This is a genomic window from Desulfocurvibacter africanus subsp. africanus DSM 2603, assembly GCF_000422545.1.
Classification (GTDB): domain Bacteria; phylum Desulfobacterota; class Desulfovibrionia; order Desulfovibrionales; family Desulfovibrionaceae; genus Desulfocurvibacter; species Desulfocurvibacter africanus.
The window spans coordinates 52,111-78,334 of the sequence record NZ_AULZ01000018.1 but is presented as its reverse complement, the minus strand read 5'-3'; the positions used below and the strand labels follow the sequence as shown (position 1 = coordinate 78,334).

Annotated in this window: 27 protein-coding genes and 1 tRNA gene; 12 read left to right on the top strand and 16 right to left on the bottom strand. The window is 60.4% G+C overall.

What is annotated here, in order from left to right; translation table 11 throughout:
- The first annotated feature begins 20 nt into the window (after positions 1-20).
- From H585_RS0113215 to H585_RS23705, 6 genes are all read left to right on the top strand, one after another.
- Positions 21-662: a DUF4254 domain-containing protein gene (locus tag H585_RS0113215; RefSeq protein ID WP_027368168.1), complete on the top strand. Its 642-nt coding sequence runs from the start codon at positions 21-23 to the stop codon at positions 660-662.
- 132 nt (positions 663-794) lie between these two features.
- Positions 795-2,228, top strand: a complete 1,434-nt coding sequence (gatB, locus tag H585_RS0113210) for an Asp-tRNA(Asn)/Glu-tRNA(Gln) amidotransferase subunit GatB (protein ID WP_027368167.1) — start codon at positions 795-797, stop codon at positions 2,226-2,228.
- A 14-nt stretch (positions 2,229-2,242) separates the two neighbouring features.
- The gene (mtnA, locus tag H585_RS0113205) at positions 2,243-3,283 is read left to right on the top strand and encodes an S-methyl-5-thioribose-1-phosphate isomerase (RefSeq protein ID WP_027368166.1); all 1,041 of its coding nucleotides are present in this window, start codon (positions 2,243-2,245) and stop codon (positions 3,281-3,283) included.
- A gap of 3 nt (positions 3,284-3,286) precedes the next feature.
- Entirely contained in the window at positions 3,287-4,618 is a 1,332-nt protein-coding gene (gene der / locus H585_RS0113200) for a ribosome biogenesis GTPase Der (protein WP_027368165.1), read from the top strand.
- A gap of 180 nt (positions 4,619-4,798) precedes the next feature.
- Positions 4,799-4,889 (top strand) — tRNA-Ser (locus tag H585_RS0113195).
- 457 nt (positions 4,890-5,346) lie between these two features.
- Entirely contained in the window at positions 5,347-5,619 is a 273-nt protein-coding gene (locus H585_RS23705) for a hypothetical protein (RefSeq protein WP_138708190.1), read from the top strand.
- Positions 5,620-5,853: 234 nt separating this feature from the next.
- Here H585_RS23705 and H585_RS0113180 read toward each other — a convergent pair whose 3' ends face one another.
- Positions 5,854-6,084 carry an FmdB family zinc ribbon protein gene (locus tag H585_RS0113180; protein WP_005983960.1) on the bottom strand — a complete coding sequence of 77 codons (231 nt, stop codon included), beginning with the start codon at positions 6,082-6,084 and terminating at the stop codon, positions 5,854-5,856.
- A gap of 141 nt (positions 6,085-6,225) precedes the next feature.
- On the opposite strand from H585_RS0113180, the gene H585_RS0113175 reads away from it, so the two are divergent.
- Entirely contained in the window at positions 6,226-6,951 is a 726-nt protein-coding gene (locus tag H585_RS0113175) for a creatininase family protein (RefSeq protein ID WP_027368164.1), read from the top strand.
- Positions 6,952-6,972: 21 nt separating this feature from the next.
- Here H585_RS0113175 and H585_RS0113170 read toward each other — a convergent pair whose 3' ends face one another.
- Positions 6,973-7,656 (bottom strand): TetR/AcrR family transcriptional regulator, encoded by a 684-nt coding sequence (locus tag H585_RS0113170; RefSeq protein WP_014260843.1) that lies wholly within the window; start codon positions 7,654-7,656, stop codon positions 6,973-6,975.
- Between the two features lie 403 nt (positions 7,657-8,059).
- Between H585_RS0113170 and H585_RS0113165 the strand changes: the two genes are divergently transcribed.
- From H585_RS0113165 to H585_RS0113155, 3 genes are all read left to right on the top strand, one after another.
- Entirely contained in the window at positions 8,060-8,503 is a 444-nt protein-coding gene (locus tag H585_RS0113165; protein WP_027368163.1) for a MarR family winged helix-turn-helix transcriptional regulator, read from the top strand.
- A gap of 185 nt (positions 8,504-8,688) precedes the next feature.
- On the top strand, positions 8,689-8,913 hold the full coding sequence (locus tag H585_RS21435) for a VOC family protein (RefSeq protein ID WP_244432547.1): 225 nt from the start codon (positions 8,689-8,691) through the stop codon (positions 8,911-8,913).
- Between the two features lie 611 nt (positions 8,914-9,524).
- Positions 9,525-10,328, top strand: a complete 804-nt coding sequence (locus H585_RS0113155) for a 2-amino-3,7-dideoxy-D-threo-hept-6-ulosonate synthase (protein WP_014260846.1) — start codon at positions 9,525-9,527, stop codon at positions 10,326-10,328.
- A gap of 6 nt (positions 10,329-10,334) precedes the next feature.
- Here H585_RS0113155 and H585_RS0113150 read toward each other — a convergent pair whose 3' ends face one another.
- Complete coding sequence (locus tag H585_RS0113150; protein ID WP_027368161.1) at positions 10,335-11,405, bottom strand: C40 family peptidase; 1,071 nt, start codon at positions 11,403-11,405, stop codon at positions 10,335-10,337.
- 409 nt (positions 11,406-11,814) lie between these two features.
- On the opposite strand from H585_RS0113150, the gene H585_RS0113145 reads away from it, so the two are divergent.
- Both H585_RS0113145 and H585_RS0113140 read left to right on the top strand, forming a co-directional pair.
- Positions 11,815-12,492 carry a YkgJ family cysteine cluster protein gene (locus H585_RS0113145; protein WP_027368160.1) on the top strand — a complete coding sequence of 226 codons (678 nt, stop codon included), beginning with the start codon at positions 11,815-11,817 and terminating at the stop codon, positions 12,490-12,492.
- A 289-nt stretch (positions 12,493-12,781) separates the two neighbouring features.
- Positions 12,782-13,282, top strand: a complete 501-nt coding sequence (locus H585_RS0113140) for a DinB family protein (RefSeq protein WP_027368159.1) — start codon at positions 12,782-12,784, stop codon at positions 13,280-13,282.
- Between the two features lie 293 nt (positions 13,283-13,575).
- On the opposite strand, the gene H585_RS0113135 is transcribed toward H585_RS0113140, so the two are convergent.
- The 13 genes from H585_RS0113135 to H585_RS0113075 all read right to left on the bottom strand — a co-directional run bounded on the left by H585_RS0113135 (position 13,576) and on the right by H585_RS0113075 (position 25,942).
- Positions 13,576-14,184, bottom strand: coding sequence for a hypothetical protein (locus H585_RS0113135; RefSeq protein WP_244432546.1), 609 nt, complete (start codon positions 14,182-14,184; stop codon positions 13,576-13,578).
- Between the two features lie 223 nt (positions 14,185-14,407).
- Entirely contained in the window at positions 14,408-15,064 is a 657-nt protein-coding gene (locus H585_RS0113130; protein WP_244432545.1) for a hypothetical protein, read from the bottom strand.
- A 60-nt stretch (positions 15,065-15,124) separates the two neighbouring features.
- Positions 15,125-16,861 (bottom strand): aldehyde ferredoxin oxidoreductase family protein, encoded by a 1,737-nt coding sequence (locus tag H585_RS0113125; RefSeq protein ID WP_027368156.1) that lies wholly within the window; start codon positions 16,859-16,861, stop codon positions 15,125-15,127.
- 82 nt (positions 16,862-16,943) lie between these two features.
- Positions 16,944-17,423, bottom strand: a complete 480-nt coding sequence (locus tag H585_RS0113120; protein ID WP_027368155.1) for a ferritin-like domain-containing protein — start codon at positions 17,421-17,423, stop codon at positions 16,944-16,946.
- Between the two features lie 24 nt (positions 17,424-17,447).
- Positions 17,448-17,723 (bottom strand): DUF4242 domain-containing protein, encoded by a 276-nt coding sequence (locus H585_RS0113115; RefSeq protein ID WP_005983934.1) that lies wholly within the window; start codon positions 17,721-17,723, stop codon positions 17,448-17,450.
- A gap of 16 nt (positions 17,724-17,739) precedes the next feature.
- Positions 17,740-18,576, bottom strand: coding sequence for an FAD/NAD(P)-binding protein (locus H585_RS0113110; protein ID WP_027368154.1), 837 nt, complete (start codon positions 18,574-18,576; stop codon positions 17,740-17,742).
- A complete protein-coding gene (locus H585_RS0113105) occupies positions 18,573-19,658 on the bottom strand; it encodes a 4Fe-4S dicluster domain-containing protein (protein ID WP_027368153.1) in 1,086 nt (361 codons plus the stop codon). The genes H585_RS0113110 and H585_RS0113105 overlap by 4 nt, the downstream gene beginning before the upstream one ends.
- Positions 19,658-20,614 carry a 4Fe-4S dicluster domain-containing protein gene (locus H585_RS0113100; protein WP_014260855.1) on the bottom strand — a complete coding sequence of 319 codons (957 nt, stop codon included), beginning with the start codon at positions 20,612-20,614 and terminating at the stop codon, positions 19,658-19,660. Before H585_RS0113100 ends, H585_RS0113105 begins: the two co-directional genes overlap by 1 nt.
- 45 nt (positions 20,615-20,659) lie before the next feature.
- On the bottom strand, positions 20,660-21,121 hold the full coding sequence (locus H585_RS0113095; protein ID WP_014260856.1) for a hydrogenase iron-sulfur subunit: 462 nt from the start codon (positions 21,119-21,121) through the stop codon (positions 20,660-20,662).
- The gene (locus H585_RS0113090) at positions 21,088-23,067 is read right to left on the bottom strand and encodes a CoB--CoM heterodisulfide reductase iron-sulfur subunit A family protein (protein ID WP_027368152.1); all 1,980 of its coding nucleotides are present in this window, start codon (positions 23,065-23,067) and stop codon (positions 21,088-21,090) included. The genes H585_RS0113095 and H585_RS0113090 overlap by 34 nt, the downstream gene beginning before the upstream one ends.
- Before the next feature lie 28 nt (positions 23,068-23,095).
- Positions 23,096-23,998: a CoB--CoM heterodisulfide reductase iron-sulfur subunit B family protein gene (locus H585_RS0113085; protein ID WP_005983921.1), complete on the bottom strand. Its 903-nt coding sequence runs from the start codon at positions 23,996-23,998 to the stop codon at positions 23,096-23,098.
- Positions 23,995-24,555 (bottom strand): 4Fe-4S dicluster domain-containing protein, encoded by a 561-nt coding sequence (locus H585_RS0113080; protein ID WP_005983918.1) that lies wholly within the window; start codon positions 24,553-24,555, stop codon positions 23,995-23,997. The genes H585_RS0113085 and H585_RS0113080 overlap by 4 nt, the downstream gene beginning before the upstream one ends.
- A gap of 205 nt (positions 24,556-24,760) precedes the next feature.
- The gene (locus H585_RS0113075; protein ID WP_027368151.1) at positions 24,761-25,942 is read right to left on the bottom strand and encodes an iron-containing alcohol dehydrogenase; all 1,182 of its coding nucleotides are present in this window, start codon (positions 25,940-25,942) and stop codon (positions 24,761-24,763) included.
- Between the last annotated feature and the right edge of the window lie 282 nt (positions 25,943-26,224).

Sequence of the window (26,224 nt, the reverse complement as noted above, 5' to 3'; positions counted from 1 at the left end):
CTCCTGGCGAAGGACAAGGCATGACCATAGCCGATGTAAAGCAGCTTATCCTCATGTGCGTGACCATGCAGCTTGAGTCCGTGGTGCGCTGGCACGATGACGGCCCTGGAGAGGCCTGCGGCTGCGCTCACGACGAGATATCGCCGGTCACCCTCAAACATCTGGCCGAAGAGGAGCACAGAGCCAACTTTCTGCTCTGGCACGTGGAGGACGAGGCCCGCCGCCGCGACGTGGGCGATGATGTCATCGCCCGGTGCAAGCGGGACATCGACAAGCTCAACCAGCGGCGCAATGATCTCATCGAGAAGATCGACGGCAATCTTACGGCCATGATAGAGCCGCTGCTGCCCGAGGACACGCCCGAGGCTTACAATACCGAAACCATCGGCAGCGTCTTGGATCGGCTGTCCATCATTTGTCTCAAGATCTACCACATGGATGAGCAGATGAAGCGTTCCGACGCCGGTCCCGAGCACGTGGAAACCTGCGGCCGCAAGCTGTCCGTCCTGGCCAGGCAGCACCAGGATCTCGTTGGCAGCGTCATGGGCCTGTTGGACGAATACGATGCGGGCCTGAAGAGGCCCAGGGTTTACTTCCAGTTCAAGATGTACAACGACCCGCAGCTCAATCCCGCCTTGTATGCCCCGTCCCAGCGGGACTGATCGTCGGACAAAGTTGCCAAAAGGGTCCGCAGGCCTTACATATTCCGCTTCGGGCCGGAGTGGCGAACAGCCCTCCGGCCCGCCGCCGAGCTTATTTGCCGGCGATCCCAGGCCATGCACAAGGAGCCGGAGATGTCGCGCTACGAAGCCGTGATCGGGCTTGAGGTCCATGCCCAGCTCAAGACCAGGACTAAAATTTTCTGTGGATGCTCAACGCAGTTTGGCGAGGAGCCTAACCAGAACGTCTGTCCGGTGTGCTCCGGCATGCCCGGCGTGCTGCCGGTGCTCAACGGAAAGGCCGTGGAGTACGCGGCCAAGATGGGCCTGGCTATTGGGTGTACGGTGAACCTGCGTTCGGTTTTCGCGCGCAAGAACTACTTCTATCCCGACCTGCCCAAGGCTTACCAGATTTCCCAGTTCGAGCAGCCTATCTGCGAGCATGGAAAGCTGGACATCGAGGTGGACGGCCAGCGCAAGACCATAGGCATCACGCGCATCCACATGGAAGAGGACGCCGGCAAGTCCATCCATAACGCCGCCGAAAACCAGAGCTACGTGGACCTCAACCGTTGCGGCGTGCCGCTCATCGAGATTGTCAGCGAGCCTGACATGCGCAGTGCCGAAGAAGCCGTGGCGTATCTCAAGGGCCTGCGCTCCATCCTGCTCTATCTGGGTATCTGCGACGGCAACATGGAAGAGGGCTCCTTCCGCTGCGACGCCAACGTGTCCATTCGGCCTAGGGGCCAGAAGGAGCTTGGCACGCGCGCCGAACTCAAGAACATGAACTCCTTTCGCTTCGTGCAGAAGGCAATTGAGTATGAAATCGGCCGTCAGGAAGACCTGCTCGACGATGGCGAGAAGGTTATTCAGGAAACGCGCCTGTTCGATTCGGCCAAAGGTGTCACCGTGTCCATGCGTTCCAAGGAAGAGGCCCATGACTACCGCTATTTCCCTGATCCGGACCTCATCCCTATCCAGATTGATGAGGCGCGGTTGGAGAAGTGGCGTGCGGAACTGCCTGAGATGCCAAGGGCTAGGCGGGAGCGCTTCGTGAGCGAGTACGGGCTGCCAGTGTACGACGCCGAGGTGCTCACGGCCGAGAAGGAGTTCGCCGACTACTTCGAGGCCGCTGTGCGTGCCTACCACCAGCCCAAAAAGATTTCCAACTGGATGATGACCGAGCTTCTGCGCGAGCTGAACTTGGCCAAACTCACGCCGGGTCAGTGCGTTTTCCGCCCCGAGGCCATGGCCAAGCTCGTCAAGCTGGTGGAGGAGGGCGCCATCAGCTCGACCACCGGCAAGACCATCTTTCCGGATCTCTTCGCCATCGGCACGCGCGATCCCGAGGACTACTGCAAGGAAAAGGGGTTGGTGCAGATCTCCGACAGCTCGGCTTTGGAAGCCGCAGTGGATGAGGTCATCGCCGCCAATCCGGCCGAGGCCGAGCGCTTCCGAGGCGGAGATAAGAAGCTCATGGGCTTCCTCATGGGCCAGATCATGCGCAAGACCAAGGGCCAGGCCAACCCACAACTCGTCACCGAGCTGATCAACAAAAAGCTGGCTTGAGGGATGCGCCCATGATGAACGATCACATCCGCTTCGATGCAGACCAAGATGCGCTGCTTCTCCTGGATCAGCGCTATTTGCCGCTACGCGAGGAGTGGTTTGCTTGCCGCAATACCGACGACGTCATCTATGCCCTACAGACCATGGTCGTGCGCGGCGCGCCGGCCATTGGCGTCACTGCTGCCTTCGGCTGCTATCTGGCCTCCCGCGAGGTGCGGGGCAAGACGGACTGGCGCATTGCGCTTAAGGAGCTCCTGGAACTCATCCGCACGGCCCGGCCCACGGCCGTGAACCTGCGCTGGGCCGTGGAGCGCATGGAAGCCTTGTGGCGGGCCAATGAAGTCGTCGAACTGGACCACCTGGCTAGCCTTTGGTTGGATGAAGCCAAACGCATGCAGCTTGAGGACGAGGCGATCAACCGGGCCATGGGCCGCCATGGCGCCGAGTTGCTGTCCGATGGCGACCGGGTCATGACGCATTGCAACGCCGGAGCTCTAGCCACCGCCGGTTTTGGTACGGCCGTGGGCGTCATTTATGCGGCGGTGGAGCAGGGCAAGCGCATCAGCGTGGTGGCTAACGAGACACGGCCGTTCCTGCAGGGCGCGCGGCTTACGGCCTACGAGCTGCACCGCTCCGGCGTGGAAGTGACCGTCGCCTGCGACAACGCGACCGGCCTGCTCATGAAGAAAGGCTTGGTGGACAAGGTCGTCGTGGGCGCGGACCGCATCGCGGCCAATGGCGACGTGGCCAACAAGATCGGCACCTATAGCGTGGCCCTGTTAGCTAAGGCTCACGGCGTGCCGTTCTATGTGGCCGCGCCTATGTCCACTTTTGACTTGGACTGCCCTGACGGCGCTCATATTCCCATTGAGGAGCGGCCGGCGCGCGAGGTCACCCATCCCACGGGCGAGTCGCAGATCACCCCCCTGGGCGTGCAGGTCTACAATTTCGCTTTCGACGTGACCCCTGCCGAATTGGTCGCGGGCATTGTCACCGAAAAGGGCGTGCTGCGGCCGCCATACACTGAAGCCATCCAGAGGATGTTCGGGAAGTAATCCATGCCAGCCACCGTGGCCATAATCGGCCGCCCCAACGTGGGCAAAAGCACGCTTTTCAACCGCTTGTTGCGGCGGGAGGCGGCCATCACCCACGACCGTCCCGGCGTAACCCGTGACCGCATCTATGCCGAAACGGACCTGGGCGGCCGCAAGGTGGCCTTCGTGGATACCGGCGGTCTCGAGATGGAAGAACAGATCGAGGACATCCAGGCCGCCATCTTTGCTCAAGCCCGCGAGGCCGTGAAAGAGTCCCACGGCATCCTGCTGGTCATGGACGGCCGCGAGGGCCTCACGGCCCTGGACGAAAGAGTTGCCGCGTTCATCCGCACCAGCAACAAGCCAGTGCTGCTGGCGGTCAACAAGATAGACGGCAGCGAGAATGCAGATCTCATGCTGGCCGAGTTCCACGGCCTGGGCTTTCCGCTCCTGGCGGTGTCGGCGTCCCACGGCCATGGCATAACGACACTGCGCGAGCAGATCGCCGACTTCCTCCTGGCCGACGTGCCAGAGGAGGAGGACCTTACTGCCGAGCAGGGCCTGCGCATAGCCTTCCTGGGCAAGCCCAACGCTGGCAAGTCGTCCCTGGTCAATAGCCTGACCGGCAGTGACCGGGTCATTGTCAGCCCGGTGGCCGGCACCACGCGCGACAGCGTGGACGTGACCTTCGAAGTCGAGGGCAAGCGTTACACCTTCGTGGACACGGCCGGCGTACGCAAGCGCACCAAGATCGAGGACAACCTGGAGCAGTTCAGCGTGCTGCGGGCGCTCAAGGCGAGCAAGAAGGCCCAGATCACCGTCCTTGTGCTCGATGCCCAGGCGGGCATGACTACCCAGGACAAAAAGCTGCTCTCCTTCCTTGAGAAAGAAAAGACCCCCTTCATCGCAGTCATCAACAAGATGGATCTTGTGCCGCGCGACGAGCGCAAGGTGGCTCGTGAGCATTACAAGAAAGAACTGAGCATCGCCTCCTATGCGCCGGTGACCTTCACCTCGGCCATGACCGGCGTGGGCGTGGCGGAATTGCTTCCCATGGCCGAGCGGCTGTTGGAAGAGTGCAGAATTCGCATCGGTACCGGCGCATTGAACAGGGCCCTGCGCGCAGCGCTCGGCAAGCACCAGCCACCGGTGGTCAAGCGCAGGCGCGCCAAGTTCTACTACCTGACCCAGGTGGAGACGGAACCGCCAACGTTCGTCTTTTTCGTAAACGACCCCGAGCTCATCAAGCCAAGCTATGCCAGATACCTTGAGAACTCGCTGCGTAAGCTCCTAGGCATCACCATGGCCCCGGTGCGCGTGTTCTACAAGCCGAGCCATGACAAGAAGTCGGAGTAGACTGGCTCGCTGCGCGTGGTTATGGAGTAGCCCCGGAACTGATCATCAAGACGGCTGACAGTTCAGATTGTTAAAGTGAAGTTTTCTGGATTGACCATCTTGTGGGCAGAGGTAAAGGGTTGACAAAAACTCGAAAGTTTATAATGTAGTGCGCTCGCCACGAGGGTGGCGAGTATCAGTGGAGAGGTGGCCGAGCTGGCCGAAGGCGCACCCCTGCTAAGGGTGTACAGGGGTAACTCTGTCGAGAGTTCAAATCTCTCCCTCTCCGCCATATTTCAAGGGCTTACGGGTAAACCGTAGGCCCTTTTTGTTCGTGGTAGACTCGTCCATTGTGATCCCAGTGTGATTTGCATTCAAATCGGCTTGGGTGAGCCCCGGCCCTGATTAAATTCGCGCTTCCGCTCCTTCCTCTTCACTTTGCCGGCGTTGCTGGGCCTTGGCTCTAGGGTGAATGCCATTTTGTACATCATGCGGACCGGTGCTCCTTGACGATACCTGCCCAAGGGGTATGGCCATGGCAGAGCGCCTACACTCGTTAAAGTCGTTGGAGCAAGGCGGGTATTTGGAACAAGGCGCTGGATGAGCTATCCAAGGACAGAGAGGTGAAGAATCTACTTATGGATTCCACCTACGCTTATGCGCACCAACACTTATCAGACGCAAAAAGGGGCAAGCAGATCAGGCAATAGGACGCTCGCGTGGAGGGCTTACGAGCAAGATATACGCGAGTGGGTGATATTGGTCTTCCAGTAGATTCTTTATTGAGCGCTGGTCAGACCAACGACATGATTCCAGTCTCATGGCTGTTTGAAGGCCATCGATTTGAGCGCATTGTCGTAGACAAGGCCTATGATTTTGAAGCGTTCATTGCCTTCATCAAGGCTCAGGACGCGGAAGCTGTCATCCCTGCATGCAGGTGCAGCAAGCCGAGGGATTTCGACAAGCAGGGCTATAAGAATAGCAAGAGGAATCTGATCGAGAAGGATCGCGACCCGGTATGACAAGCTGGCCAGGAACTAACTGGCCTGGGTCACCTTGGCCACAATCCTTCTATGGATATGACTTTTAAAACAGAACCTGGAGCTCGCCCGTCATCTTGGGCTGGCTTTTCGACCCATGAGGCGAGCGATGCAATGGGCTACCGTGGTAGCATCAAGTCTGCTGATCGACATCTCGGGAGCACTTGGTGCTCCCGAGTGTATTTATGCGGCTTCGACCGAAGCCTCGGGCTAACCTCAGGAAAAACCGCCTTTGCCGCTGCCGCAGCCGCCCGTTTTCGGAGCCATCTTGACCGTGCCGTAATCCTTGAGCGGGCTGGGATTGCCTTTGAGGTGCACAGCCGACACCATGCGCCGTGCTTCGGGCTTGGCGCACTTGGGGCAGGGCAGGGGGGCTTCCTCATTGGCGGGACGGATATCTTCGAATTCATGGGCGCAGGCGTCGCAGCGGTACTCGTATAGAGGCATGGCATTCTCCTGTGGTCTGGTCTGTGGGGACGAAACAAGCTAAACAAGGCTGGCGCTATGTCAAGAACCATATTGACCAAGTCCAGCCGTGCGGCCTCTGTGGCGCGATGCTGAAGTGCGGTATCCTGTAAGGAGAATGCAATGCTGCTGATGGAACAGACTTGGCCTGACGTGCGGGCCTATTTGGAACGGTGCCGAACGATTATTATTCCTCTGGGGAGTGTGGAGCAGCACGGCCTAGCCTTGCCGCTGGGCACCGATGCATTCATCGCCCAGGCCATGGCCCAGGAAGCAGGCCGACGCACGCAGCGACTTGTAGCCCCGACGCTCGCTCCGGGCATGTCGCTCTACGTGCACATGGATTTTCCAGGCACCATTTCGTTCATGCCTGACACGTACACGGCCATGATCCGCGACTGCGTGGCGAGCCTGCACCGCCATGGGTTCCGGGATTTCCTGCTGGTCAACGGTCACGGAGGCAACGAGGGCTGCATCCAGAACGCCATGGCCGAAATGGGCTATCGCCTGCCGGGGATGAAATACACCTGGGCTCAGTGGTGGCGCATGCCTGAGATCAACGCTCGCGAGGATGAGGTGGGTTTGGGCAGGGTCGGCCACGGCGGCGGCAGCGAAGCCGCATTGATCATGCATGTGCGGTCCGGCTTGGTTAAGCCCGAGCTGTTCGGCCGCGACATGAAGGAAGCCCGCTTCAGGACGAGTCAGGATCTTGTGCGCACGCACGTCACCGAAACCGGGATCATCGATGCCCAGCAGGAAAAGGCCACTGCGGAAATAGGAGCGGAGTTGTTCGAACTGGCCGTGACGCGGCTTACGGCTATGCTGGCGGATCTGGAGAGCCCGGCTTAGCGCTTGGACTACTTAGAGTGCCTACACTTCCTTGGCCTTGGCAGCGAGTGCCTGGATGCCGGCTAGGGTGAAGACGAAGATGTGCTCCGAGATGACCTCCGTATGCTCTGGCGTCAGGATCAAATCGGGAAACAGGATGGTCAGTGCGCGGTGGTTTTGAAACAGGAACGCGCATTGCGCCAAGACGCTTGCGGTACAGGCAGCCACGACTGGATGCTCGACGGGGAAATCGGCCACTGCGGCCACTATCTTTCTCATGCCCTCGACCTTCGGCTGGAACTCTTCGTGGATATAAGAGTCCAGAGCCGGGGTGGGGGCAGTCATCTCGCGTGTCACCAACTGGAGATAGCACTTGCAGCTCTTAGAGGAGAGCAAGGAGTGGATGAGCAACCGGATAAGATCCCGCAGGGATTCGGCGGGCGGTTTTCCCGCGCTCAAAATGGCTTCGATCTGCCCCAGGGTTACAAGTTCCTTGTTGGCTTCCCTGTAAACCGCCTCGTATAATCCATCCTTCCCGCCGAAGTAGTAGTTGATGGCGGCTGGGCTGACCCCGGCAACAGCAGCGATATCCCGGCTCAACGTGCGGTCGTAACCCTTTTCAGCGAAGACCTGGAGTGCTGCCTCGATAAGCCTCTGGCGCGCTTTGGCGTTCTCAGCCGCGCTAGGGGAATCCTCTGCTATGCGGTCCATCTTTTGTTGGGTCATGGGTTGTCAATAGACCAGGGCATTGCCAAGGTCAAATTGATTAAAATTCAAATTTACAATCTGTTCTCAAGAAGTAAATTTGACGTTTGACTTTAAATTTAAATTTATATAATTGAGCACTCACATGGCCGCGGAACAACTCCCCGCATGTCATTGCGATAATGATGAGATCTCCACGGATAACTCGACGTGGTCGTGGCAAGGTTTCAAATACCGGATGTTTAAACATGCGTCAGCACCAGATGCTCAGTAGCGCAACGTTCACCTGCGGCTATCACACTGCACGTGCGGGCAAAGCGGAGATTATCGGCTGCTCATGCGCTTTCATAAGCGAGTATCCGGCAGCCGTTGTATGTATATTACGTAGTAGACAGGGTCCGACAGCCATGGAGGGCTATTAGCCATGACAACTGACTTAATATCCAAGCTGTTCCTTGTTCATTCCGTCATACGCCGGGCGATCAATACGGCCTTCAAGCAAGCTGGCCTGGTGTGGAATTTCGAGCACTTCATCTTCCTGGCGGCGATCCCAGCGGGCAAGGGTATCCCGCTGAAGTACATCGCCACGACCGTTTTCGGCCGAGACCAGTCAGCTATGCGGCGCGCCTTGTCGGCTTTGGAGAAGGCTACGCTCATCAAACTTAAGCGAGAGATCGAGGATCGAAGGCATCTGCGGGTTCATATAACCAGTGAGGGCATCGAGGTGCTCGCATCCTTAAACCGATTGGCCCTTGATTCCATGGACACAGCCTTGTTCAGCGATGAGCAGGAGACCTTGGTCAAGCTTTCAGGCATGCTCGACCAACTACAGCCCCACATGGATTTTGAATCCTCGCAGGTAGCTTAGTTTTTTCGCTAGCCGGCCCTGGAGATCTTTGAGGCTGGCGCAGGGATTACGTTTTGCATCCCGGAGCGTAACACAATTCGATCCGTCATGCCCGCTCGCCGTCGGCAGGCCTCAACTTGCCAAGCAGTCTGCTTTCCTCCATACCATCATAATAGGGGAATCGCCTGTCCCCCAAGGGAGCAGACATGGCCGCAAGGGTGATCCATTTTGAAATACCGGCCCGCGATCCAGAGCGGGCCAACGCCTTCTACTCCGGAGTTTTCGGCTGGGACGTGCGCAAGTGGGAGGGACCCGAGGACTATTGGTTGCTGACCACGGGACCGGACGAGGAGCCTGGCATCAATGGCGATCATGCCGCAGATAGACCAGAGCGCCACACCACGGGTGGTTGTGCGTGTGGACTCGGTTGACGAGGCCACGGCGCGCGTCCAGAACCGTGGCGGCCGCATCGCCGCGCCTAGAGCAGATTGCTTTTTAGACGCCCGCTCCGGCGTTGACGGCGCAAGTGAATTGCGCCTACGCCGAAGCTAGCGGCAAGCCATGCCGACGCATGGCTTGCAGAGCATTTTCAAAAGCAAAATGCTCTAAAATGCCCATTCCGGGCCTTGGCTGGTTCGCCTATGCCGAGGACCCCGAAGGCAACCTGTTTGGATTATTCCAGCCCGACTCGGACGCAAGTTGACACTATTGTCGAAGATCCGGATTGGCATCCAGTGGGACTTATGCTGATACTTGGCCAGCATGAGCCGATAATGGCTTGAAGGGGTAGATAGTTGACAACCTTTCACCCTGCGGATAGAAATACTCCATGCATACCCTAACCTACAGCGCCTGCTACTTTTCCTTCTTTTTCTTTTTTAGGCAGGACGCCTGTGGCCAGGGGTGCGCGCGAGACTAGGTTTCACATCAAAAGCGCTCCCAAGGGGCCGCAGGCGTCCGCCGCCTGCGGCCCCTTTGCCTTTTAGGCATGGGGAAGAGGCGGCCGCGTCGGGCTTTGGGGGCAAACGCACAGGAGTTCCCCATGCTGCTCGGAAAAGCCGTCCGCCTCGAACGCATTCTCGACCGCAACACCCATCGCACCGTCATTGTACCCCTGGACCACGGCATCAGTGTAGGGCCCATCTACGGCCTGGTGGATTTCAAGGGCACGGTCAATCAGGTAGCCGAGGGCGGGGCCAACGCCGTGCTCATGCACAAGGGCCTGCCGCGCTGCACGCACCGCGGCTACGGGAAGGACGTTGGCCTGGTCATCCATCTTTCGGCCTCCACCTCACTTTCGCCCAAGCCCAACGCCAAGGCCCTGGTGGCCACTGTTGAGGATGCGTTGCGTCTTGGCGCCGACGCGGTGTCCGTGCACGTTAACCTGGGCGATGAAACGGAAGGGCGCATGCTTGCCGACCTGGGCTACGTCACCTCCAAGGCCGCCGATTGGGGCATGCCTGTATTGGCCATGATGTACGCCCGTGGTCCCAAGGTCGCCGACGAATATGCCCCCGAGGTGGTGCGCCATTGCGCGCGTGTAGGCCAGGAACTGGGGGCGGACGTCATCAAGGTGGCTTACACCGGGGACGTGGAGAGTTTCTCGCGCGTGGTGGAGGCCTGCTGCGTGCCGGTGGTTATTGCCGGCGGCCCAAAGATCGACAATACCGAGTCCCTGGTGCGTATGGTTTATGATTCCATTACCGCCGGGGGCTCGGGCCTTTCCATCGGTCGTAATATTTTCCAGGCCGAGAATCCGGCTCGCTTGGTCAAGGCGCTGTCCAAGGTGGTACATCATGATTGGGACGTGCACCAGGCCATGCGTTTTCTGCGTGATGAGGAGTAACGGGGGTCAGGAGGCGGGCGCTTTGCCCGCCTCCTGAGTCAGTACTCGTCGGGCCATGACGAAGCGTTGTTGGAAGTAGCTGTTGGAGAAGGGAATGATGATGACCCCGCGGGACGAGGATGCGTGGGCCATGAGATCACCGCCGAGATAGAGTCCTACGTGGCTTATGTGGCCCTTCAATTCCATGTCAAAAAAGATCAGGTCCCCTGGCTGCAGGTCGGACACTTTGATTCTACGGCCAATCTTGGCCTGATCGCGGCTCACACGCGGGATGACGCAGCCGACGTTGCTCAGGATTTCCTTGGTGAACCCCGAGCAGTCGGCTCCTTCTTGGGATATGCCGCCCCAAACGTAGGGAGTGCCGAGCCAGGGTGCCAGGCTGGTGCGGAAATCCGCAAGCATGGCCAGGGCATGTTCGGGTAGCCTGTGCAGGCTGCCCTTACTGGATTCGGGGATGCTCTCGACGGCTTTGGCCACGAAAGCCTTGGGCGGCCCGGATAGGCGCGACTCCCAATAATGAATGTATAAAGCCGCCAGATCCGGGGCCACGCTCTGGGCTACCAGTTCGGCCACGCCACTCAGGACCATGTGGTAATCCAACTCGTTCCAGCCTACGGCTAGCCCGTGGGCCAGCAGGTCCACCCCCAGTCCGGCGGGGACGCCACGCATGCCGGCGCGCTCAAGAACCGAGGCGTGGAAGAATAGTTGGTCCTTGCTTAGGCGGTATTCCAAGGCCAGTTCGCCCATGCCGCGCAGGAGAGGCTCCTCGGCTCCCAATTCGGCAGCCTCCACCGCCGCGCTGGCCGCACGCAGGCATTCGGACATGCCAAAGCGGCCATCCGTCGAAAGCTTAAGGTATTTGTAGAGAATCTGGCTGTAGTCCGTGCGGGTGCGATTGTCGAAGTTAGCCTTGGCCGCACGAATCCAGGCCAGCTTGTCCGCGCTTGTCAGTGCGGTGTCCTTACGCACCAGTCTCGAAAATTCCGTCAGCGGACGGCCGGCGGCAAGGCATACGCCGGCCAGCAGGAATAAAATAGCGATCGATAGGGGGATGCTCTTGCGCATGCGGAAAGCCATGTCCTGCAGTCCTCCGTGGTTATCCTGCGGTCCGGAACAACGAAGCTTGGCGAGACTATAGCACAATGGCCGGCGCGGAGAAGATGTTCGGCTTAGGTCTGTGTCGTATTTTGAGGTGTAATCTTTCTCCGCCTACTCGAACTTCGGTTGTAGGCATCAGCAACTATGGTCCATACTTGCGTCTAGGTCGTTGCTGAAATGTCTGGCGTGACCTATTGCGGACCGCCATCCACTGGCCTATAGTCCGCCCCGGCCAGAGACGCCCTGTCCCTGTCGCCCGCTGCGCTCCCGCCCGGGAGTGTGATCTTCCCCTGATTCAGAAATGTAAACCGCCCGCCATGTGGGCTTGAGCACGTGCCGTTGCGCCGTTAGGCAGAATTCTGGCGCAGCCGTGCGCGTGGAGGTGTGCATGGCCATCGAATCGAGGCCGGGGACCGGCGAGCCGCTCCTTGGGCTCTGTCTGTCCATGGTAGAGAAGTATCTTATCCGCCAGGGCTGGTCCGTGCGCGACCTGTGGCTGTCCGGCAAGCCCGAGGTTACGACATTGGCCCAGGACCCCGCAGGCGCCTGCGAGTTGCGCTACCCCAAGCCCACTCTGCTGACGCTGGATCAGAACAGGTCCGCGGCCCTGGCAGAACTCATGAGCAGGCTCGCGATCCTTGAAGGCCTCACTCCCGAGGCCCTGTCCCTCAAGGTCATGGCCGAGTTCTCCCGCCCTCCGCTAGGCTACAACTGCCGCATGTGCGGCCTGTGCTGCACTCGTTTTCGCGACGCATGGCAGGGCCTGGTGTCCGTGGAGGAAGTCGAGGGCTGGCGGCGCGCGGGATTTACGTCCATCCTGCGCCTGGTGTCGGAGGAAAAACGCGAGGGGCGCATCTATTACAAGGCTTGGGTCAACCCCAAGACCGGGGAGTACTTCAAGCGCTGTCCCTGGCTGCGCAAGATGAACGGCGGCATGGGTTGCGCCATCCACCTGCACAAGCCCCTCAAATGCCGCACCTTCCCTTACACACGCGAGCAGGCGGAATATAGCGGCTGCCGGGCCTTCGACCACGACCGCGAAGGCGACGCCCTGGCCGAAGGGTAGGGCCAGCGACTCGCCTGGATTCGCTGGAAAAAGCTATAGGTTACTTAGCTTGCAACGCAAAACGGCCTGACGCACTAGGCGTCGGGCCGTTTACATCAAGAGCTGATCCGCGGTGTCCCGGCTAGAGTGACGGCGTGACCTGCCCGCTATACCGTACGGCCCGCCTGACCATGAGCACTGATTGAGCCTTGCGCAATCAGTGCGGATTTGAAAAAAATAGAATATGGTTTCTATTGATGATCTGGTGAGGCAGCATCAGTTACTCGGCTGCGTATAAGGAGGCACGACCATGCAGGCGGATTCCACGCTACGCAAGGAGCTGCTAACTCTTCTGCGCGGCGGGCACGCGCACATGAGCCCGGACGAGGTCCTGGCCGATTTCCCCCTCGACCAAATGAACGCCAAGCCGCCCAACTCGCCGTATTCCTGCTGGCATATCCTGGAGCACATGCGCATCACCCTCTGGGATATCGTGGAGTTCATCCGCAATCCCGAGCATATCTCGCCGGAGTACCCCGAGGGCTATCGGCCCAGGCCGGAAGCGAGGACAGACGCTACAGGCTGGCGAAGCAGCGCGGAGTGGCTTCTGGGAGACCTCGCAGCCCTGGAAAAAATGGTCCGCGACCCTCGGATCGACCTCTTCGCACCCATTGCCCATGCGCCTGACTACACCGTGTTCCGGGAGGTGCTCACTGCTGCGGACCACCTGGCCTATCATACCGGGGAACTGGCGATGATGCGTCAGGTTCTCAACCTGTGGCCAAAGGGAAGTGAGTATCTGACGGGATAAGCGGGAGGATTGGCTGGGCTTGCGAATGGGCTGAGCGGTTGCGGAAAAGGCATCAGCAGGACAGGATGGTCGCGACTTGTCCCGCCCCGAGCCTTGGCCCATGCATCGACTTAGGCCATGGCCCCATGGGCCAAGCAATAATGCTGCGGATAAGCTCGGTGTGTAGTCGTCAGCTTCTTCGCATTGCGCCTGAAGCCGCATGTTCATGAGCACGGAGCGGAAACTGCGCCACGAAAGCAGGCGCATTTCCTGCCCTGCAATTATTCATCCCAGATTTTTGGCCAAAGGCGTTCCTAGGCGCGGGACAGCAGAATCCGATCCGAATCGAGGCGTTCGACCTTCATGGTCTCCAAGTCGGCGAGCTGCTCCAGCCTGGGCGCGAAACGCAGGGCCGAACCTCTGCGCCGCCCCTGTGTGTGGCCGCTCAGCTCCTGCAGCATCGGCTCAGTGAAGCACAAGGGCTCTTCCAGGCTCCAAGCCAAGGCGTGCAGCCACTTGGCTAACGGATCGCGTCCAAGTGAGAGGCGTTCTCGCACGAACCGCTGCAGGCTTCCGACCATGAACGAACACTGCACGTTCTTATCGAAATACACCACGAATTCCTGCATCTCATGATCATAGAGAAACTTGCTCAACAACTGCATGCTGAAGCTGAACCGTCCGGCGCGCACGGCGATACGCCCAGCCTCAAGGCGGAACAGACAGTCCAGCAGCCGATCCGGGAAACCGGGAGTGGTGCGCCTGGCCCGACCCGAGGCCAATTCCCCCGCATGGACGCGGAAGCCTCTTCCAGGCGCGCTGCCGGTGGCTTGCGCCTTCGCCAGCAACAGCAACAGCACGTCCAGGTCGGACTGGTCGAGCTGCTCTCCGCAGAACACGACCGTTTTGGTGGATGAAGCCATCCGTAGAGGCTGGCTCGGGATAATTCTTCGCTGGCGCGCGTATACGGGAGCAAAAAGGTTCGAGGCCAAAAAGAATGAGGCCTTATGGCACAAGGCTTGCCGCTCGCCAGGGCGCGGGCCGCACGAGCCGAGAGGATCCTGCGTTAGGGGGCCCTCAAGCCGGGGATCAAGGTGTCCGTCGTCCAGATAATCTGAAAAAAGCATGCTGTTTCTCCCGCGGTCCTCACTCTTTGACAGGGGAATCCGCAAGCAGGAGCAGAATCGTCTCCGTGCAGGGCTCCCAGGCCGCCTGATGGAACGCATCCGTGGGTATGGGCTTTTCATCCAGCTCGCAATGGCCGAACTGCATCCAAAAAGCTGGGGGCTGTTGTTCAAGGAACTCGCACAGGCGGTCCTTGGGTACGAGAATGCCGCGACGCAGCGCATATCCGGCCAAATCACGGGCCATGAGGTTGTATAGGCGCACCTGGACGAGGAAAGGCTTTGCGTGTTCCTCGGTCAGCGGCTCATCCTGCTTGTATGAAATGCCTTCGCGCATCCGGGAGTAGTACCCGCCACGGCGCATGGTCGCGCCCAACAGTCCCGGCAAGGCGCCGGACAAGGCAAGCGTGCTGCCTGGGCGGACCTGCGCCGTAAGCAGGTTGTCGACCGGACTGCTATTCAAGAAAAGCGTCTGAATGCGTTGCTGGATGACCTCCTCGGGAACGCCGAGCTGGTCGCGCAGGAATTCGTACACATTAGTCGGCCGTTCTACGGGAAGGGCGAAGCCGGCCTGCAGGATGATCTCGAATTGATTCGGTTGAGCGTGGGTAAATCGCAATAGTGAGGGAGCGGCGCCGGTGATGCGGGAGAGCAGGTCGACAGGTTCAGTTGACGGCATGTGTACACCGGGAAGGGCCGGCTCGCAGGCGTAGAGGCCTGCGAGCCGGCGCTCCATCGCTTAGAAGTTGAAAACGCTATCGAGCTCCTTGTCGGACACGTCGAAAACGACGTTATGAGGAGCCAGGGGCTCGCGGCTGAAGTAGCGGGGCAGCCTGTCGTGAGCCTTGGTGAAGCCGGCCTGCTCGTTGAACTGGCGCTCCATGCGCAGGACCTTCTTGCCGAGCTCGACCACGTCATTCCCGGTAAGTTCCAGTCCGTACATGGCATTGATGGAGTCGACCATGGCCTGGAACGTCTCGGGCTGGTCCAGGATGGCGAAGGCGATGAACAGGCAGTAGCCCGTGGAGTCCAGCGCGGCAGTGGCGATCTGCAGGTTGCGCGACAGCTCGGCCTGTCCGGCGGGCTTGAGCGGATCGACGTCGCCGCCGACCTTGAGGATGTTGGTGGCCACGGCATAACCGGCGGTGTGGTCGGCGCCCTGGGTCGTGGTGGCGTAGGTCACGCCGATGCCCTTGACCGCGCGCGGATCGTAGGCCGGCATGGCCTGTCCCTTGACCACCGGGGCGCGTTCAAGACCGAAGCACTTGGCCGTGACGGCCGCACCGGCGCCGAGGATGCGCCCGAGCGGAGTGCCCTTGCCAGCCTCGTCCACGAGCCTCTGGGCTCCCTCGGCATCGCCGAACTTGATCAGTCCGGCCTCCATGGCCACGCCGATGGTTACGCCCATCTCGATAGTGTCGAAGCCATAGTTGTCATCCATGAAGTCGAGCCTGGCGATGGAGTCCAGGTCGCAGATGCCGCAGTTGCCGCCATGAGCCCATACGGTTTCGTACTCGGGCTGTTTGGTGACGTAGTGGCCGTCCTTGTCATGGTAGACGCCGGAACACTGGATGGCGCAGCCGCGGTGGCAGCCGTGAGTGGCCAGGCCGCCGCGCTTGGTCTCCAGGTCGGCTTGCACCTCGCCGGAGATCTTGTCGGCGTGCTTGTAGCGGCCTTCCTTGAAGTTGTAGGTCGGGTAGCCGCCGGCCTCGTTGAGCACGTTGGTCAATATGTTAGTGCCGTAGGCAGGCAGGCCCTGGCCGGTCACGGCGTGACCCTTGAGGCCTTCGACGAACTTGCGGTTGGCTTCCTTGAATTTGTCCGGATTTGCGGGCTGGCGCATCTTCGTGCCCTCGGCATTGACGACGATGGCCTTGATGCCCTTGGAGCCCATGACCGCTCCGACGCCTCCGCGACCCGCATGACGGGAGGGGCGGAATTCCACGTCGGTCACGGCGATGGTCGAGTTGGCCATGCGCATCTCGCCCGCGGTGCCGATGGAGATGAGCGAAACCTTGTCTCCGAAGCGGGTCTTGATCTTCTCGGCCAGGTCGTAGTTGGGCAGCATGCGGAAGTCGTTGGCTTTCTCGATCTTCACTCCGCTGCTGTCCATGACGATCATGTACAGGTCGTCGCCCTGGCGCTCGCCCTCGATGATGACGGCGGCATACCCTAGGCGCCCCAGGGCCTGCGAGGCTGTTCCGCCGGAGTTGGCTTCCTTGATGGTGCCCGTGAGGGGGCTCTTGCAGCCCACGGAAAGGCGGCCGGAGGACGAAGCTGCCGAGCCGCTCATGAGCCCTGGAGCGATGACCAGCTTGTTCTCGGGTCCCAGGGGATGGCAGTCCGGCGGAACCTCCTTGCTCACCACGGAGGTGGTCAACGCGCGACCGCCAAGGCCCGTGTACTCCCCGACCGGCTCAACCTTGGCCTTGGGGCCACCTGCCGCTCCCACATCAATGCGTAAGATCTTGTCCATAGCTCTCTCCTTCACCATTCTTGGGACCTGAACCGAACGAACACCTGAGCTTCTCAGCTCACCCAATTACCCTTTATGCAGACTACCCCCGTTGCAGCCTGCCGCGAAGTTGTCGGAGGTGCGACCGCTCTTCGTCAATGCAGTGTTGCACGAAGCCTTTCTCGGCATCGGGCACCAACTCGCGCATCTCGTTGAAGAACAGAATCGTGTCCTTTTCGAAACTCATGGCCATGCGCACCGCGGCTGCCTCGTCCTCGGCCTCGGACATCAACTTTTCGGCATACTCTCCGCTGAACAGAGCGTGAGAATCGAGGAGGGCCGCAAGATACTCGGCATACTCCGCATTCGTGCTCCAGGCTGGCAGTTCCACGGGACCCAACCTCTTGGCCAGATCTTCGAAGAGCTTCCGATGCTTGGCTTCCTCGCCGGCAAAGAACTTGAAGAAATCCTGGGTCTCGGGCTTCTTGGCCTTGGCCGCCACCCGCAGGTAGAACTCCTGCCCCCGGCTTTCGATCTCAATGGCAGCTTTCGCGATTTCGCCTGCTGTAAAGAACTGGGCCATGCCGTTCCTCCCGTGCGACGAGGGCTAACCTTCGGCTGTGGTTGGGTTGATGACCGTCTTGATCTCGTTGATCGCATCAGCCGGGAACCCGCCTTTGCGGGCGTGCTCCTCGATAAGCTGCCTGTTGGGCGCAATGTACACGCAATAGATTTTGTCAGGAGTGACGAAGCTCTCGACCCACTGGATGTCCGTCCCGAGTTCCTTCAGGACTCCGCAGGACTTGCGGGAGATCGCGTTCAGCTCCGTTTCGCCGAGGTCTCCGGCTCCCTTGATGGCGCGTTCGATGACGTACTTGGGCATGGACTCCTCGCTTGGGCTAGAGTTCGTTGGGGAGTTCCTTGAGTTGAGCGTAGCTGAACACGGGTCCATCCACGCACACGTACTTCGTGCCGATGTTGCAGCGCCCGCAGATTCCCACGCCGCACTTCATGCGCTTCTCCAGCGTGGTGATGATCTGTTCATCCTTGTAGCCGAGCTTCTTGAGCGCCTGCAGGGTGAACTTGATCATGATGGGCGGGCCGCAGGTTATGGCCACGGAGTTCTTGGCCGAGGGCTCCATCTCCAGCAGAACGTTGGGGATGAGGCCGACCCTGTGCTCCCAGCCCTGGGCCGGGTTGTCGATGGTCAGGGTGGTCTTGAGGTCCTCGCGTCCCAGCCATTCCGGCAACTCGTACTGGAAGGCCATGTCCACGGGCGAGCGGGCGCCGTAGAGCAGGGTGATGTTCCCATAATCGGCGCGGTTGTCGAGCATGAAGAGCATGAGCGTGCGCAAGGGGGCCATGCCGATGCCGCCGCCGATGAACACGATGTCCTTGCCCTTCATGTCCTCGTAAGGAAACCAGTTGCCGAGCGGCGCGCGCACCCCGACCTGGTCCCCGGAGTTCAGCGAGTGCAGCCTGGCCGTGACCTCGCCGGCGCGCATGACACTGAACTGGAGGTACTCCTTGCGCGTGGGCGGGGAGTTGATGACGAATGTCGCTTCGCCCGTGCCGAACACGGAGAGCTGGCCGACCTGACCGGGCTCGAAGTGGAAATCCTTCATGCGCTGCTCGTTGTTGAGCACGAGCCTGAAGGTTTTGATGGTTGGGGTTTCCTGCACGGTCTCGATGATGGTGGCCATCTCCGGCAGGTAGAGGTTGGGCATTTCGGTCATTGTTTGGCTCCTTGCGGCTGGGCGGATTCCTCGGCCGTGGGCGCGGCCTCAATGGCCATGGTCACGATCTCGCGGATATCCACGCTCACCGGGCAGCTCTTGATGCAACGGCCGCAGCCGCAGCAGGCGATGGCGCCCTTGTGGATCAGCGGGTAATAGCTGAACTTGTGTCCGACCCGGTTTTTGAGCCGGTGCGCCTTGGTGGGTCTTGGGTTGTGCCCGCTGGCTTCCAGGGTGAACTGGTAGGACATGCAGTTGTCCCATGAGCGCATGCGTACGCCCTTCATCCCCGATTCTTCGTCGGTGATGCTGAAGCAGTAGCAGGTCGGGCAAAGATACGTGCAGGCTCCGCAACTGATGCACTTGGCCGAGGCATTCTCCCAGAAGCCCATGTCGTCGAAGCGGGCCATCAAGGCCTCCGGCGAGCCGGCGAAGTCGGGCGCAGGGGGCAGGCTTTCGACGGCCTGCGCCTTGACGCGCTCGGCCTGGGCCAACTTGTCGCCCGCGTCGGAGAGCAGGGGGCTCTTAAGCAGCTCCTCGCCCTTGGGCGAGATGGCTTCAAGTACGTATCCGCCCTCCACCGGGGTCATGAGAGCGTCGGACCCGGCGGTGTCAGCCGGCCCGCTGCCCACGGCATGGCAGAAGCAGGTGTTCGAAGCCTCGGGACAGGCCAGCGTGACGAAAGCCGTGGCTTCCCGTCGGGCTACGTAATAGGAGTCGCGCGTCTTGGGCGAGTCGTAGACTCTGTCGAAGATCAGGAAGCCCCTGGCGTCGCAGGGCCGGCCACCGAACACCAGTGCTGGTTCCGGCTTTTCCGGCTCCTCCAGTTCCACGCGCACCTTGCCCGGATTCTCGGGATCCTTGATGTAGGAAAACCGGAACAGCTTCTCGCTGGCCGGGAAGACCGCCTTCTTGGGCGACTCGGTGGCCTGTCGGTCGAGCACGGGCTTGACGCCCTCATGCCAGGGCTTGAAGACAACGGCGTCTCCATCCTTCTGCGGCACGAGCACCTTGCGCCCCTTGGCCAGCTCGCCCAGCCAGGCGGCCAGATCGGCTTCTTTCAGAAACTTGGCCTGGGCCATCACCATCCCCTCTCATTGATATGCTCTTCCTCGACCTTGAATGACTGCAGCGGCGGACAAGCATTGGGGTCCACCCCGGCCTCGTAGTCGAAGAGCTCTTTGATTTCCTTGTTGAGCTTGCGCTTGAGGGCCAGCAACGGAATGCCTACGGGACAGGCCCGCTGACACTCGCCGCACTCTGTGCAGCGTCCGGCCAAGTGCTGGGCGTGGATCATCTGGAACATCCACTTGTCGCCCACGTTGTCCCCCTGGCCGATCCAGTGCGGGTCTCTGCTCTGGGCGATGCAGTGGTCGCGGCAGACGCACAGGGGGCAGGCGTTGCGGCAGGCATAGCAGCGGATGCAGCGCTGCATCTCACGCTTCCAGTACGCGTTGCGCTCCTCCAGGCTTTGGCTCTCGAAGGCTTCCACGTCCGCATAGTCGTCCTGCTCCACGCTGGGCGGCAAGTGCTCGCCAACGAACACGTCGGAGATCAGGGCGTTGTGGTACCTGCAGCGGCCGCACTTGTCCGCGGCGACCTCGGCCAGGGGCAAGGTGTGTTGCTTGCCGCCGGCCGTGACCACCACGTTGTCGCCCTCGATGGAGACGGCGTTGACCTTGTCCAGGTCGCCCAGGGCGCGGCGAACCTTGCCCATGTCGATGACGCCCGCGCAGGGTGCGCCGAAGATGACCAGTTCTTCGCGCTTGACCAGCTTTTCCTGCAGCAGTTCGATGACCGAACGGCTGTCGCAGCCCTTGACCACGACGCCGACCTTCTTGCCCTTGAGGCCGGGCAGATAGGTGGCCGGATTGTGCACGTTGAGCGGCCCCCACAGGAGCTTGTCCACGTCCTTCTCGCAACGCATGAACAGCGGCGTTGCGTGCAGCGGGTCAAAGCCGGGGCCCCAGCCGATGACCAGGTCCAACTCGGACAGCTTCGCCTTGATGGCTGATTTCAATTCGTCAATAACGGACACGTCCGTTTTCCTCCTTGGAATGGGCGAGGCAGGCGGCTCTGCCGCCTAGCCAGCGCTCCGCTCTGCTTCCTGGGGTGCCTGGGCCGACCGACACTGATTCGGAGCCGGTCCGAGGGCATGAATCTGCTCGGTGAACTTGGTCACAACGCTTTGCCAGCGCTGCCCTTCGGAGGCCGAAACCCAGGTGTACTCGAAACGCTTGGGATCGATACCCAGGGTCGGGAGAAACCGCTTTAGCACCTCCAGCCTGCGCCGGGCGTAGAAATTGCCTTGTGAATAGTGGCAATCCCTCGGATGGCAGCCCGACACGAGCACGCCGTCGGCTCCGCCCATGAGGGCCTTGACCACGAACAGCGGATCGATACGTCCGGAGCACGGCACGCGGATGATGCGCAGGTCCGTGGGCTGGGTGAAGCGGCCGACTCCGGCCGTGTCCGCTCCTCCGTAGGAGCACCAGTTGCACAGGAACCCGACTATTCGAAGTTCACTTCCAGCGCTTGCTGGCATAACGCATTGACCTCCGCGAGAATCTGGTTGTCGGTAAAGTGCTGCAACTGAATGGCCCCCTGAGGACAGGTGGCGGTGCAGATGCCGCAACCCTGGCACACTGTCTCAATGACCTGCGCCTTGGGCTGACCTCGGAAATCAATGGCCTCGATGGCTCCGAAGGGGCAGGTGGCGATGCACTTGCCGCAGCCGATGCAGCGCTTGATGTCCACCATGGATACCTGGGGATCGGACTCCAACTGGCTGCGGGAGAACAGGCTCAGAACCTTGGCCGCCGCAGCGCTGCCCTGGCCCACCGAGGACGGGATGTCCTTGGGTCCCTGGCAGGAGCCGGCCAGGTAGACACCGGCTGTGTTGGTCTCCACAGGCTTGAGCTTGGGGTGGCTCTCCATGAAGAAGCCATAGGCGTCGTAGGAGATGCGCAGCTTCTCGGCCAGCTCCGGCGAGCCCTTGGACGATTCGGCGCCCACGGCGAGCACCACCAGGTCGGCCTCGACTTCCACCTGAGTGCCGAGCAGCGTGTCGGCTCCGCGCACGATGTACTTGTCGCCCTGCGGGTAGATCATGGACACGCGGCCGCGGATGTATTGGGTTCCGTACTCTTCCATGCCCCGGCGGGTGAACTCGTCGTAGTTCTTCCCTGGCGCGCGGATGTCCATATAAAACACGTAGGACTGGGAGTCCGGGATGTGATCCTTGGTCAGGATGGCCTGCTTGGCCGTATACATGCAGCAGAAGCCGGAGCAGTACGGCCGACCTATCGACTTGTCGCGCGACCCGACGCACTGCACGAACACGATGGACTTGGGCTCCTTGCTGTCCGAGGGGCGCTTGATGTGCCCGCCCGTGGGGCCCGAAGCCGAGAGCATTCGCTCATACTGGATGGACGTGATGACGTCGGGGTAACGTCCGCCGCCATATTCGCCATAACGGGTGTAATCGAACAGGTCGAAGCCGGTTGCCGCGATGATCGCGCCGACCTTCTCGCCGACGACCTCGTCCTGCTGATCATACTCAATGGCACCGGACGGACAGATCTTGGCGCACACGCCGCATTTGCCCTTGGTGAACTGGCGGCAGAACTCGGGATCGATCTTGGCCTTCTTCGGTATGGCCTGAGGCGAGGGGATGTTGATGGCCGTGGTGGTGCCGATCTGCTCGTTGAAATCGTCCTTGGCCTTCTTGCTCGGGCACTTCTCCATGCACAGGCCGCAGCCGGTGCAGGCCTCCCAATTCACATAGCGGGCCTTGCGCCGCACCTTCACGTCGAAGTTGCCCACGAAGCCGGACACACTCTCGACTTCCGAGTAGGCGTACAGGGTGATGTTGGGATGTTGCGAGACATCCACCATTTTGGGTCCGAGAATGCAGCTTGAGCAGTCCACGGTGGGGAATGTCTTGTCGAGCTTGGCCATCTTGCCGCCGATGGTGGCCGAGCGCTCCACCAGCACGACCTCCAGGCCTCCTTCGGCCATGTCCAGCGCGGCCTGGATGCCGGCCACGCCGCCGCCGATGACCATGACCCGCTTGCAGATGTCGAACTTCTTGGCGGTCAGGGGCTTGTCGCGCCGGAGCTTCTCCACCGCGATGCCCACGAGGTCCGTGGCCTTGCGCGTGTTGGCCTGCATATCCTTGCCGATCCAGGAGACATGCTCGCGGATGTTGGCCATTTCGAACATATAGCGATTGAGCCCGGCCCGCTCCAGGGTCCGGCGGAACGTGAGCTCATGCATGCGCGGCGTACAGGATGCCACGACCACGCCATCCAGGCCATGTTCCTTGACGGCCTGGACCACGCCGGCCTGCCCTGGTTCGGAACAGGCGTACATGGTGTCGGTGGCGAAGGCCACTTCGGGCATTTGCCGCGCGGCCTCGGCCACCTTGGCCGTGTCGACCGTGCCGGCGATATTACTGCCGCAATGGCAGACGAATACTCCGATCTTCATTGACAACCAACTCCTTCCGTCGGGCGGACTATTGATTTGCCGCGGCCGGCTGCTTCTGGCCGATCCGCGCTAATATTCCTCTAGGGCTCACAATGAGCTTGTCCAGCCCCAAGTCCGTCTCGGCAAGGCCAAGAGCCACACCGATGAGCTGAGTGTAATAGAATACCGGCAGGTTATGCTTGGTCTTGGCGGCCATGTTGACCTGTCCTTGGCGCAGGTCCAGGTTCATCTGGCACAGGGGGCAGGCCGTGACGAAGGCTTGAGCCTCGACCGTCTCGGCCATTTGCAGCAGCTTGCCCGACAGTTGCGTTACGACATCCTTGCGCGCCACGCCGAAGGACGCTCCGCAGCATTCCACCTTCAAGGGAAACGGAGCAACTTCCGCGCCCAGGGCTTCCATGAGCTTGTCGATGGAGATGGGGTTCTCGGGATCGTCGAACTGCATCACGTCCGGGGGACGGTTCATGATGCAGCCGTAGTACGGCGCCAGCCGTAAGCCGCTGAGGGGCTTCTTGACCATGGCCTTCAGCCTGGCAGGGCCGATGTCCTCGAAGATGACCTGCAGGACGGACTTGACCTGCACGCCGCCATGGAACGGACGGTCGAGGAGCTTGTTGACCTTATCCATGAAGTCCGGATCTTCCATCCTGTGCACGGCTGTCTTCAGGTTGGTCAGGCAGCTCGGGCAGGGCGTGACCACCGTGTCGAACCCGGCCTCCTTGGCCAAAACCAGATTGCGGGCGGCCAGCGCCGCGGACAGCACGTGATCCACTGTATGCGCGGGGGTGGAACCGCAGCAGCTCCAGTCGGGAATCTCGGCAAGCTCAAGACCCAGCGCCCTGCAGACCGCCCTGGTGGAAACCTCGTATTCACTGGACGTGCTCTGGCCGGAGCAGCCCGGATAATATGCGTATTTGGGGGCGAGGTTCATCCGCCGTATTCCTCCTTGAAGCGCTCGAAGATCTTGGCCACTTCTTGCTTGCCCTTGATATCATGGGGCTTGAAGGCCAGCTTGCCTTTGAGCAATGCCTTTGGGCCAAGTTCCATGTCGGTCCAAAAACGGCCGGTCTTGCCCACGTACGAGGCCACGATGCCCAGCTCGAAGGCCCGGCCGTGCTTGCGTACCGAGTTCAGGAACTCGTCCCAGAAGACCTTTACCGTCCTCTCGGCCACGCGGCCTTCCCGCCGCGCCATGTGGCGCAGGACATCCATGATGCGGGCCACGTCGATGTCGTTTGGGCAGCGCGTGGTGCAAGACTCGCAGGTGGCGCACAGCCAGATGGAGTGGCAGGACAGCACGGCATCCTTCTGGCCCGTCTGCAGCAGGCGCATGATTTTGCTCACGGGAATGTCGTAGACGAAAGTGTACGGACAGCCCGCCGTACAGTTCCCGCACTGATAGCAGAGGGACAGGTTCTGCCCACTTTCCCTCTCTACCTGGGCCATGAAATCGGTGTTCTTGGAGTGTGAAATTTTGATTACTTGCATATGCGGCTTCTTGTTGGATTCTCCAGAGATATAGTCTCCAGTTGCGCGAAAGGCGCGTTCAGGCTATAGTCTGTATGCATTGCGCCGTATTTGACGCATGATGCTCTTATACGGCCACCCCCTGCCGCGCGAATCCACCAGCCCATTGGTAGGAACCCCGGGGCGGGGGGTCGTCCGCCCCGGGGTTCGTCAACCGCATTCAGAGTTACAGCGCGGCCTCGTAGATGGCCTTGACGTCCTTGTCGCTCGGGCAGCGCGGGTTGGTGAAACCGCACGCGTCCTTCTGAGCGTTGCCGGTCATGGTATCAATGTCTTCCTTCTTCACGTTCTTGCCGTAGCGCTTGCCGAGTTCGATCAGGCCGGACGGGATGCCGACGTCCTGAGACAACTGGCGAATGGCATCAAGGCACTTCTCGGCCGCGGCACGCGGGGACATGCCCTGGATGTTCTCGCCCATGATTTCGGCCATTTTACCGAAGCGCTCGACCTTGGCAATCAGGTTGTACTTCTCGACGTGCGGCAGCAGGATGGCATTGCACTCGCCGTGCGGCAGGTCGTAGAAGCCGCCCAACTGGTGAGCCATGGCGTGCACGTGGCCAAGCGAGGCGTTGTTGAAGGCCATGCCGGCCAAGTACTGGGCGAAGCACATGCCTTCACGGGCCTCTATGTCCTGACCGTTAGCCGTGGCGCGGCGCAGGAATGTGAAGATAAGGGAGATGGCCTTCTCAGCGCAAGCATCAGTCATGGGCGTGGCGATGGTCGAGACATAGGCCTCGACGGCGTGGGTCAGAGCGTCCATGCCGGTAGCGGCGGTCAAGGAAGGGGGCATGCCGACCATGAGCAAGGGGTCGTCAAGGGCGATACCCGGGGTCACGCGCCAGTCGACGATAGCCATTTTAACCTTGCGCGAAGTGTCCGTGATGATGCAGAAGCGGGTCATCTCGGAAGCGGTGCCGGCGGTGGTGTTCACGGCCACATAGGGGGGCAGGGGCTTGGTGGACTTGTCCACGCCTTCGTAGTCGTGAATCTTGCCGCCGTTGGAGACGACGAGGCCGACGCCCTTGCCGCAGTCGTGGGAGGAGCCGCCACCCAGGGTAATCAGGCTGTCACAGCCTTCCTTCTTATAGACTTCGACGCCCTCGGCTACGTTGTTGTCGGTTGGGTTGGGAATGGTCTTGTCATAGACGCTGTACTGCATCCCGGCCTTGTCCATGTGGTCGGTGATCATCTTGAGGATGCCGGCCTTGACGATGCCCTGGTCGGTCACGATGAGAGGTTTCTTGCCGCCGAGATCACGGATTTTGTTGGGAATTTCCTTGGAAGCACCGATGCCGATAAGGGTGACGCTGGGAATGAAGAATCCGTAGACCTGCTCACGTACTGCCATGACGTACTCCCTTTACATAGATAATTCAGTCACCAGATAGCTGGCTCTTGGGGGACCCCCCCCCATATAGTTGCCTATCTTAAGGCAACTATCGGGCCAATTATAAACTGGCAGTTATTAAAGCTAATTACCCTAATCAGAGAGCATTCCGGAGGACACATGAGTCCGGTCTGATTCGTTTGGAGGCCAAGAGGCGTCTTCAATTCTTTTGCTACTAAAAAATAAACCTTGATAATGCAACAAGTTATCTAGGATGGCAAAAAATGATACACTTTCTGGGTC

What these genes read in the sequence shown, in the direction of transcription:
- H585_RS0113215 (WP_027368168.1), top strand. Translation starts at nt 21, where the DNA reads ATGACCATAGCCGATGTAAAGCAGCTTATCCTCATGTGCGTGACCATG.
- gatB (WP_027368167.1), top strand. Translation starts at nt 795, where the DNA reads ATGTCGCGCTACGAAGCCGTGATCGGGCTTGAGGTCCATGCCCAGCTC.
- mtnA (WP_027368166.1), top strand. Translation starts at nt 2,243, where the DNA reads ATGAACGATCACATCCGCTTCGATGCAGACCAAGATGCGCTGCTTCTC.
- der (WP_027368165.1), top strand. Translation starts at nt 3,287, where the DNA reads ATGCCAGCCACCGTGGCCATAATCGGCCGCCCCAACGTGGGCAAAAGC.
- H585_RS0113180 (WP_005983960.1), bottom strand. Translation starts at nt 6,084, where the DNA reads ATGCCTCTATACGAGTACCGCTGCGACGCCTGCGCCCATGAATTCGAA.
- H585_RS0113175 (WP_027368164.1), top strand. Translation starts at nt 6,226, where the DNA reads ATGCTGCTGATGGAACAGACTTGGCCTGACGTGCGGGCCTATTTGGAA.
- H585_RS0113170 (WP_014260843.1), bottom strand. Translation starts at nt 7,656, where the DNA reads ATGACCCAACAAAAGATGGACCGCATAGCAGAGGATTCCCCTAGCGCG.
- H585_RS0113165 (WP_027368163.1), top strand. Translation starts at nt 8,060, where the DNA reads ATGACAACTGACTTAATATCCAAGCTGTTCCTTGTTCATTCCGTCATA.
- H585_RS21435 (WP_244432547.1), top strand. Translation starts at nt 8,689, where the DNA reads ATGGCCGCAAGGGTGATCCATTTTGAAATACCGGCCCGCGATCCAGAG.
- H585_RS0113155 (WP_014260846.1), top strand. Translation starts at nt 9,525, where the DNA reads ATGCTGCTCGGAAAAGCCGTCCGCCTCGAACGCATTCTCGACCGCAAC.
- H585_RS0113150 (WP_027368161.1), bottom strand. Translation starts at nt 11,405, where the DNA reads ATGGCTTTCCGCATGCGCAAGAGCATCCCCCTATCGATCGCTATTTTA.
- H585_RS0113145 (WP_027368160.1), top strand. Translation starts at nt 11,815, where the DNA reads ATGGCCATCGAATCGAGGCCGGGGACCGGCGAGCCGCTCCTTGGGCTC.
- H585_RS0113140 (WP_027368159.1), top strand. Translation starts at nt 12,782, where the DNA reads ATGCAGGCGGATTCCACGCTACGCAAGGAGCTGCTAACTCTTCTGCGC.
- H585_RS0113135 (WP_244432546.1), bottom strand. Translation starts at nt 14,184, where the DNA reads ATGGCTTCATCCACCAAAACGGTCGTGTTCTGCGGAGAGCAGCTCGAC.
- H585_RS0113130 (WP_244432545.1), bottom strand. Translation starts at nt 15,064, where the DNA reads ATGCCGTCAACTGAACCTGTCGACCTGCTCTCCCGCATCACCGGCGCC.
- H585_RS0113125 (WP_027368156.1), bottom strand. Translation starts at nt 16,861, where the DNA reads ATGGACAAGATCTTACGCATTGATGTGGGAGCGGCAGGTGGCCCCAAG.
- H585_RS0113120 (WP_027368155.1), bottom strand. Translation starts at nt 17,423, where the DNA reads ATGGCCCAGTTCTTTACAGCAGGCGAAATCGCGAAAGCTGCCATTGAG.
- H585_RS0113115 (WP_005983934.1), bottom strand. Translation starts at nt 17,723, where the DNA reads ATGCCCAAGTACGTCATCGAACGCGCCATCAAGGGAGCCGGAGACCTC.
- H585_RS0113110 (WP_027368154.1), bottom strand. Translation starts at nt 18,576, where the DNA reads ATGACCGAAATGCCCAACCTCTACCTGCCGGAGATGGCCACCATCATC.
- H585_RS0113105 (WP_027368153.1), bottom strand. Translation starts at nt 19,658, where the DNA reads ATGGCCCAGGCCAAGTTTCTGAAAGAAGCCGATCTGGCCGCCTGGCTG.
- H585_RS0113095 (WP_014260856.1), bottom strand. Translation starts at nt 21,121, where the DNA reads ATGCCAGCAAGCGCTGGAAGTGAACTTCGAATAGTCGGGTTCCTGTGC.
- H585_RS0113090 (WP_027368152.1), bottom strand. Translation starts at nt 23,067, where the DNA reads ATGAAGATCGGAGTATTCGTCTGCCATTGCGGCAGTAATATCGCCGGC.
- H585_RS0113085 (WP_005983921.1), bottom strand. Translation starts at nt 23,998, where the DNA reads ATGAACCTCGCCCCCAAATACGCATATTATCCGGGCTGCTCCGGCCAG.
- H585_RS0113080 (WP_005983918.1), bottom strand. Translation starts at nt 24,555, where the DNA reads ATGCAAGTAATCAAAATTTCACACTCCAAGAACACCGATTTCATGGCC.
- H585_RS0113075 (WP_027368151.1), bottom strand. Translation starts at nt 25,942, where the DNA reads ATGGCAGTACGTGAGCAGGTCTACGGATTCTTCATTCCCAGCGTCACC.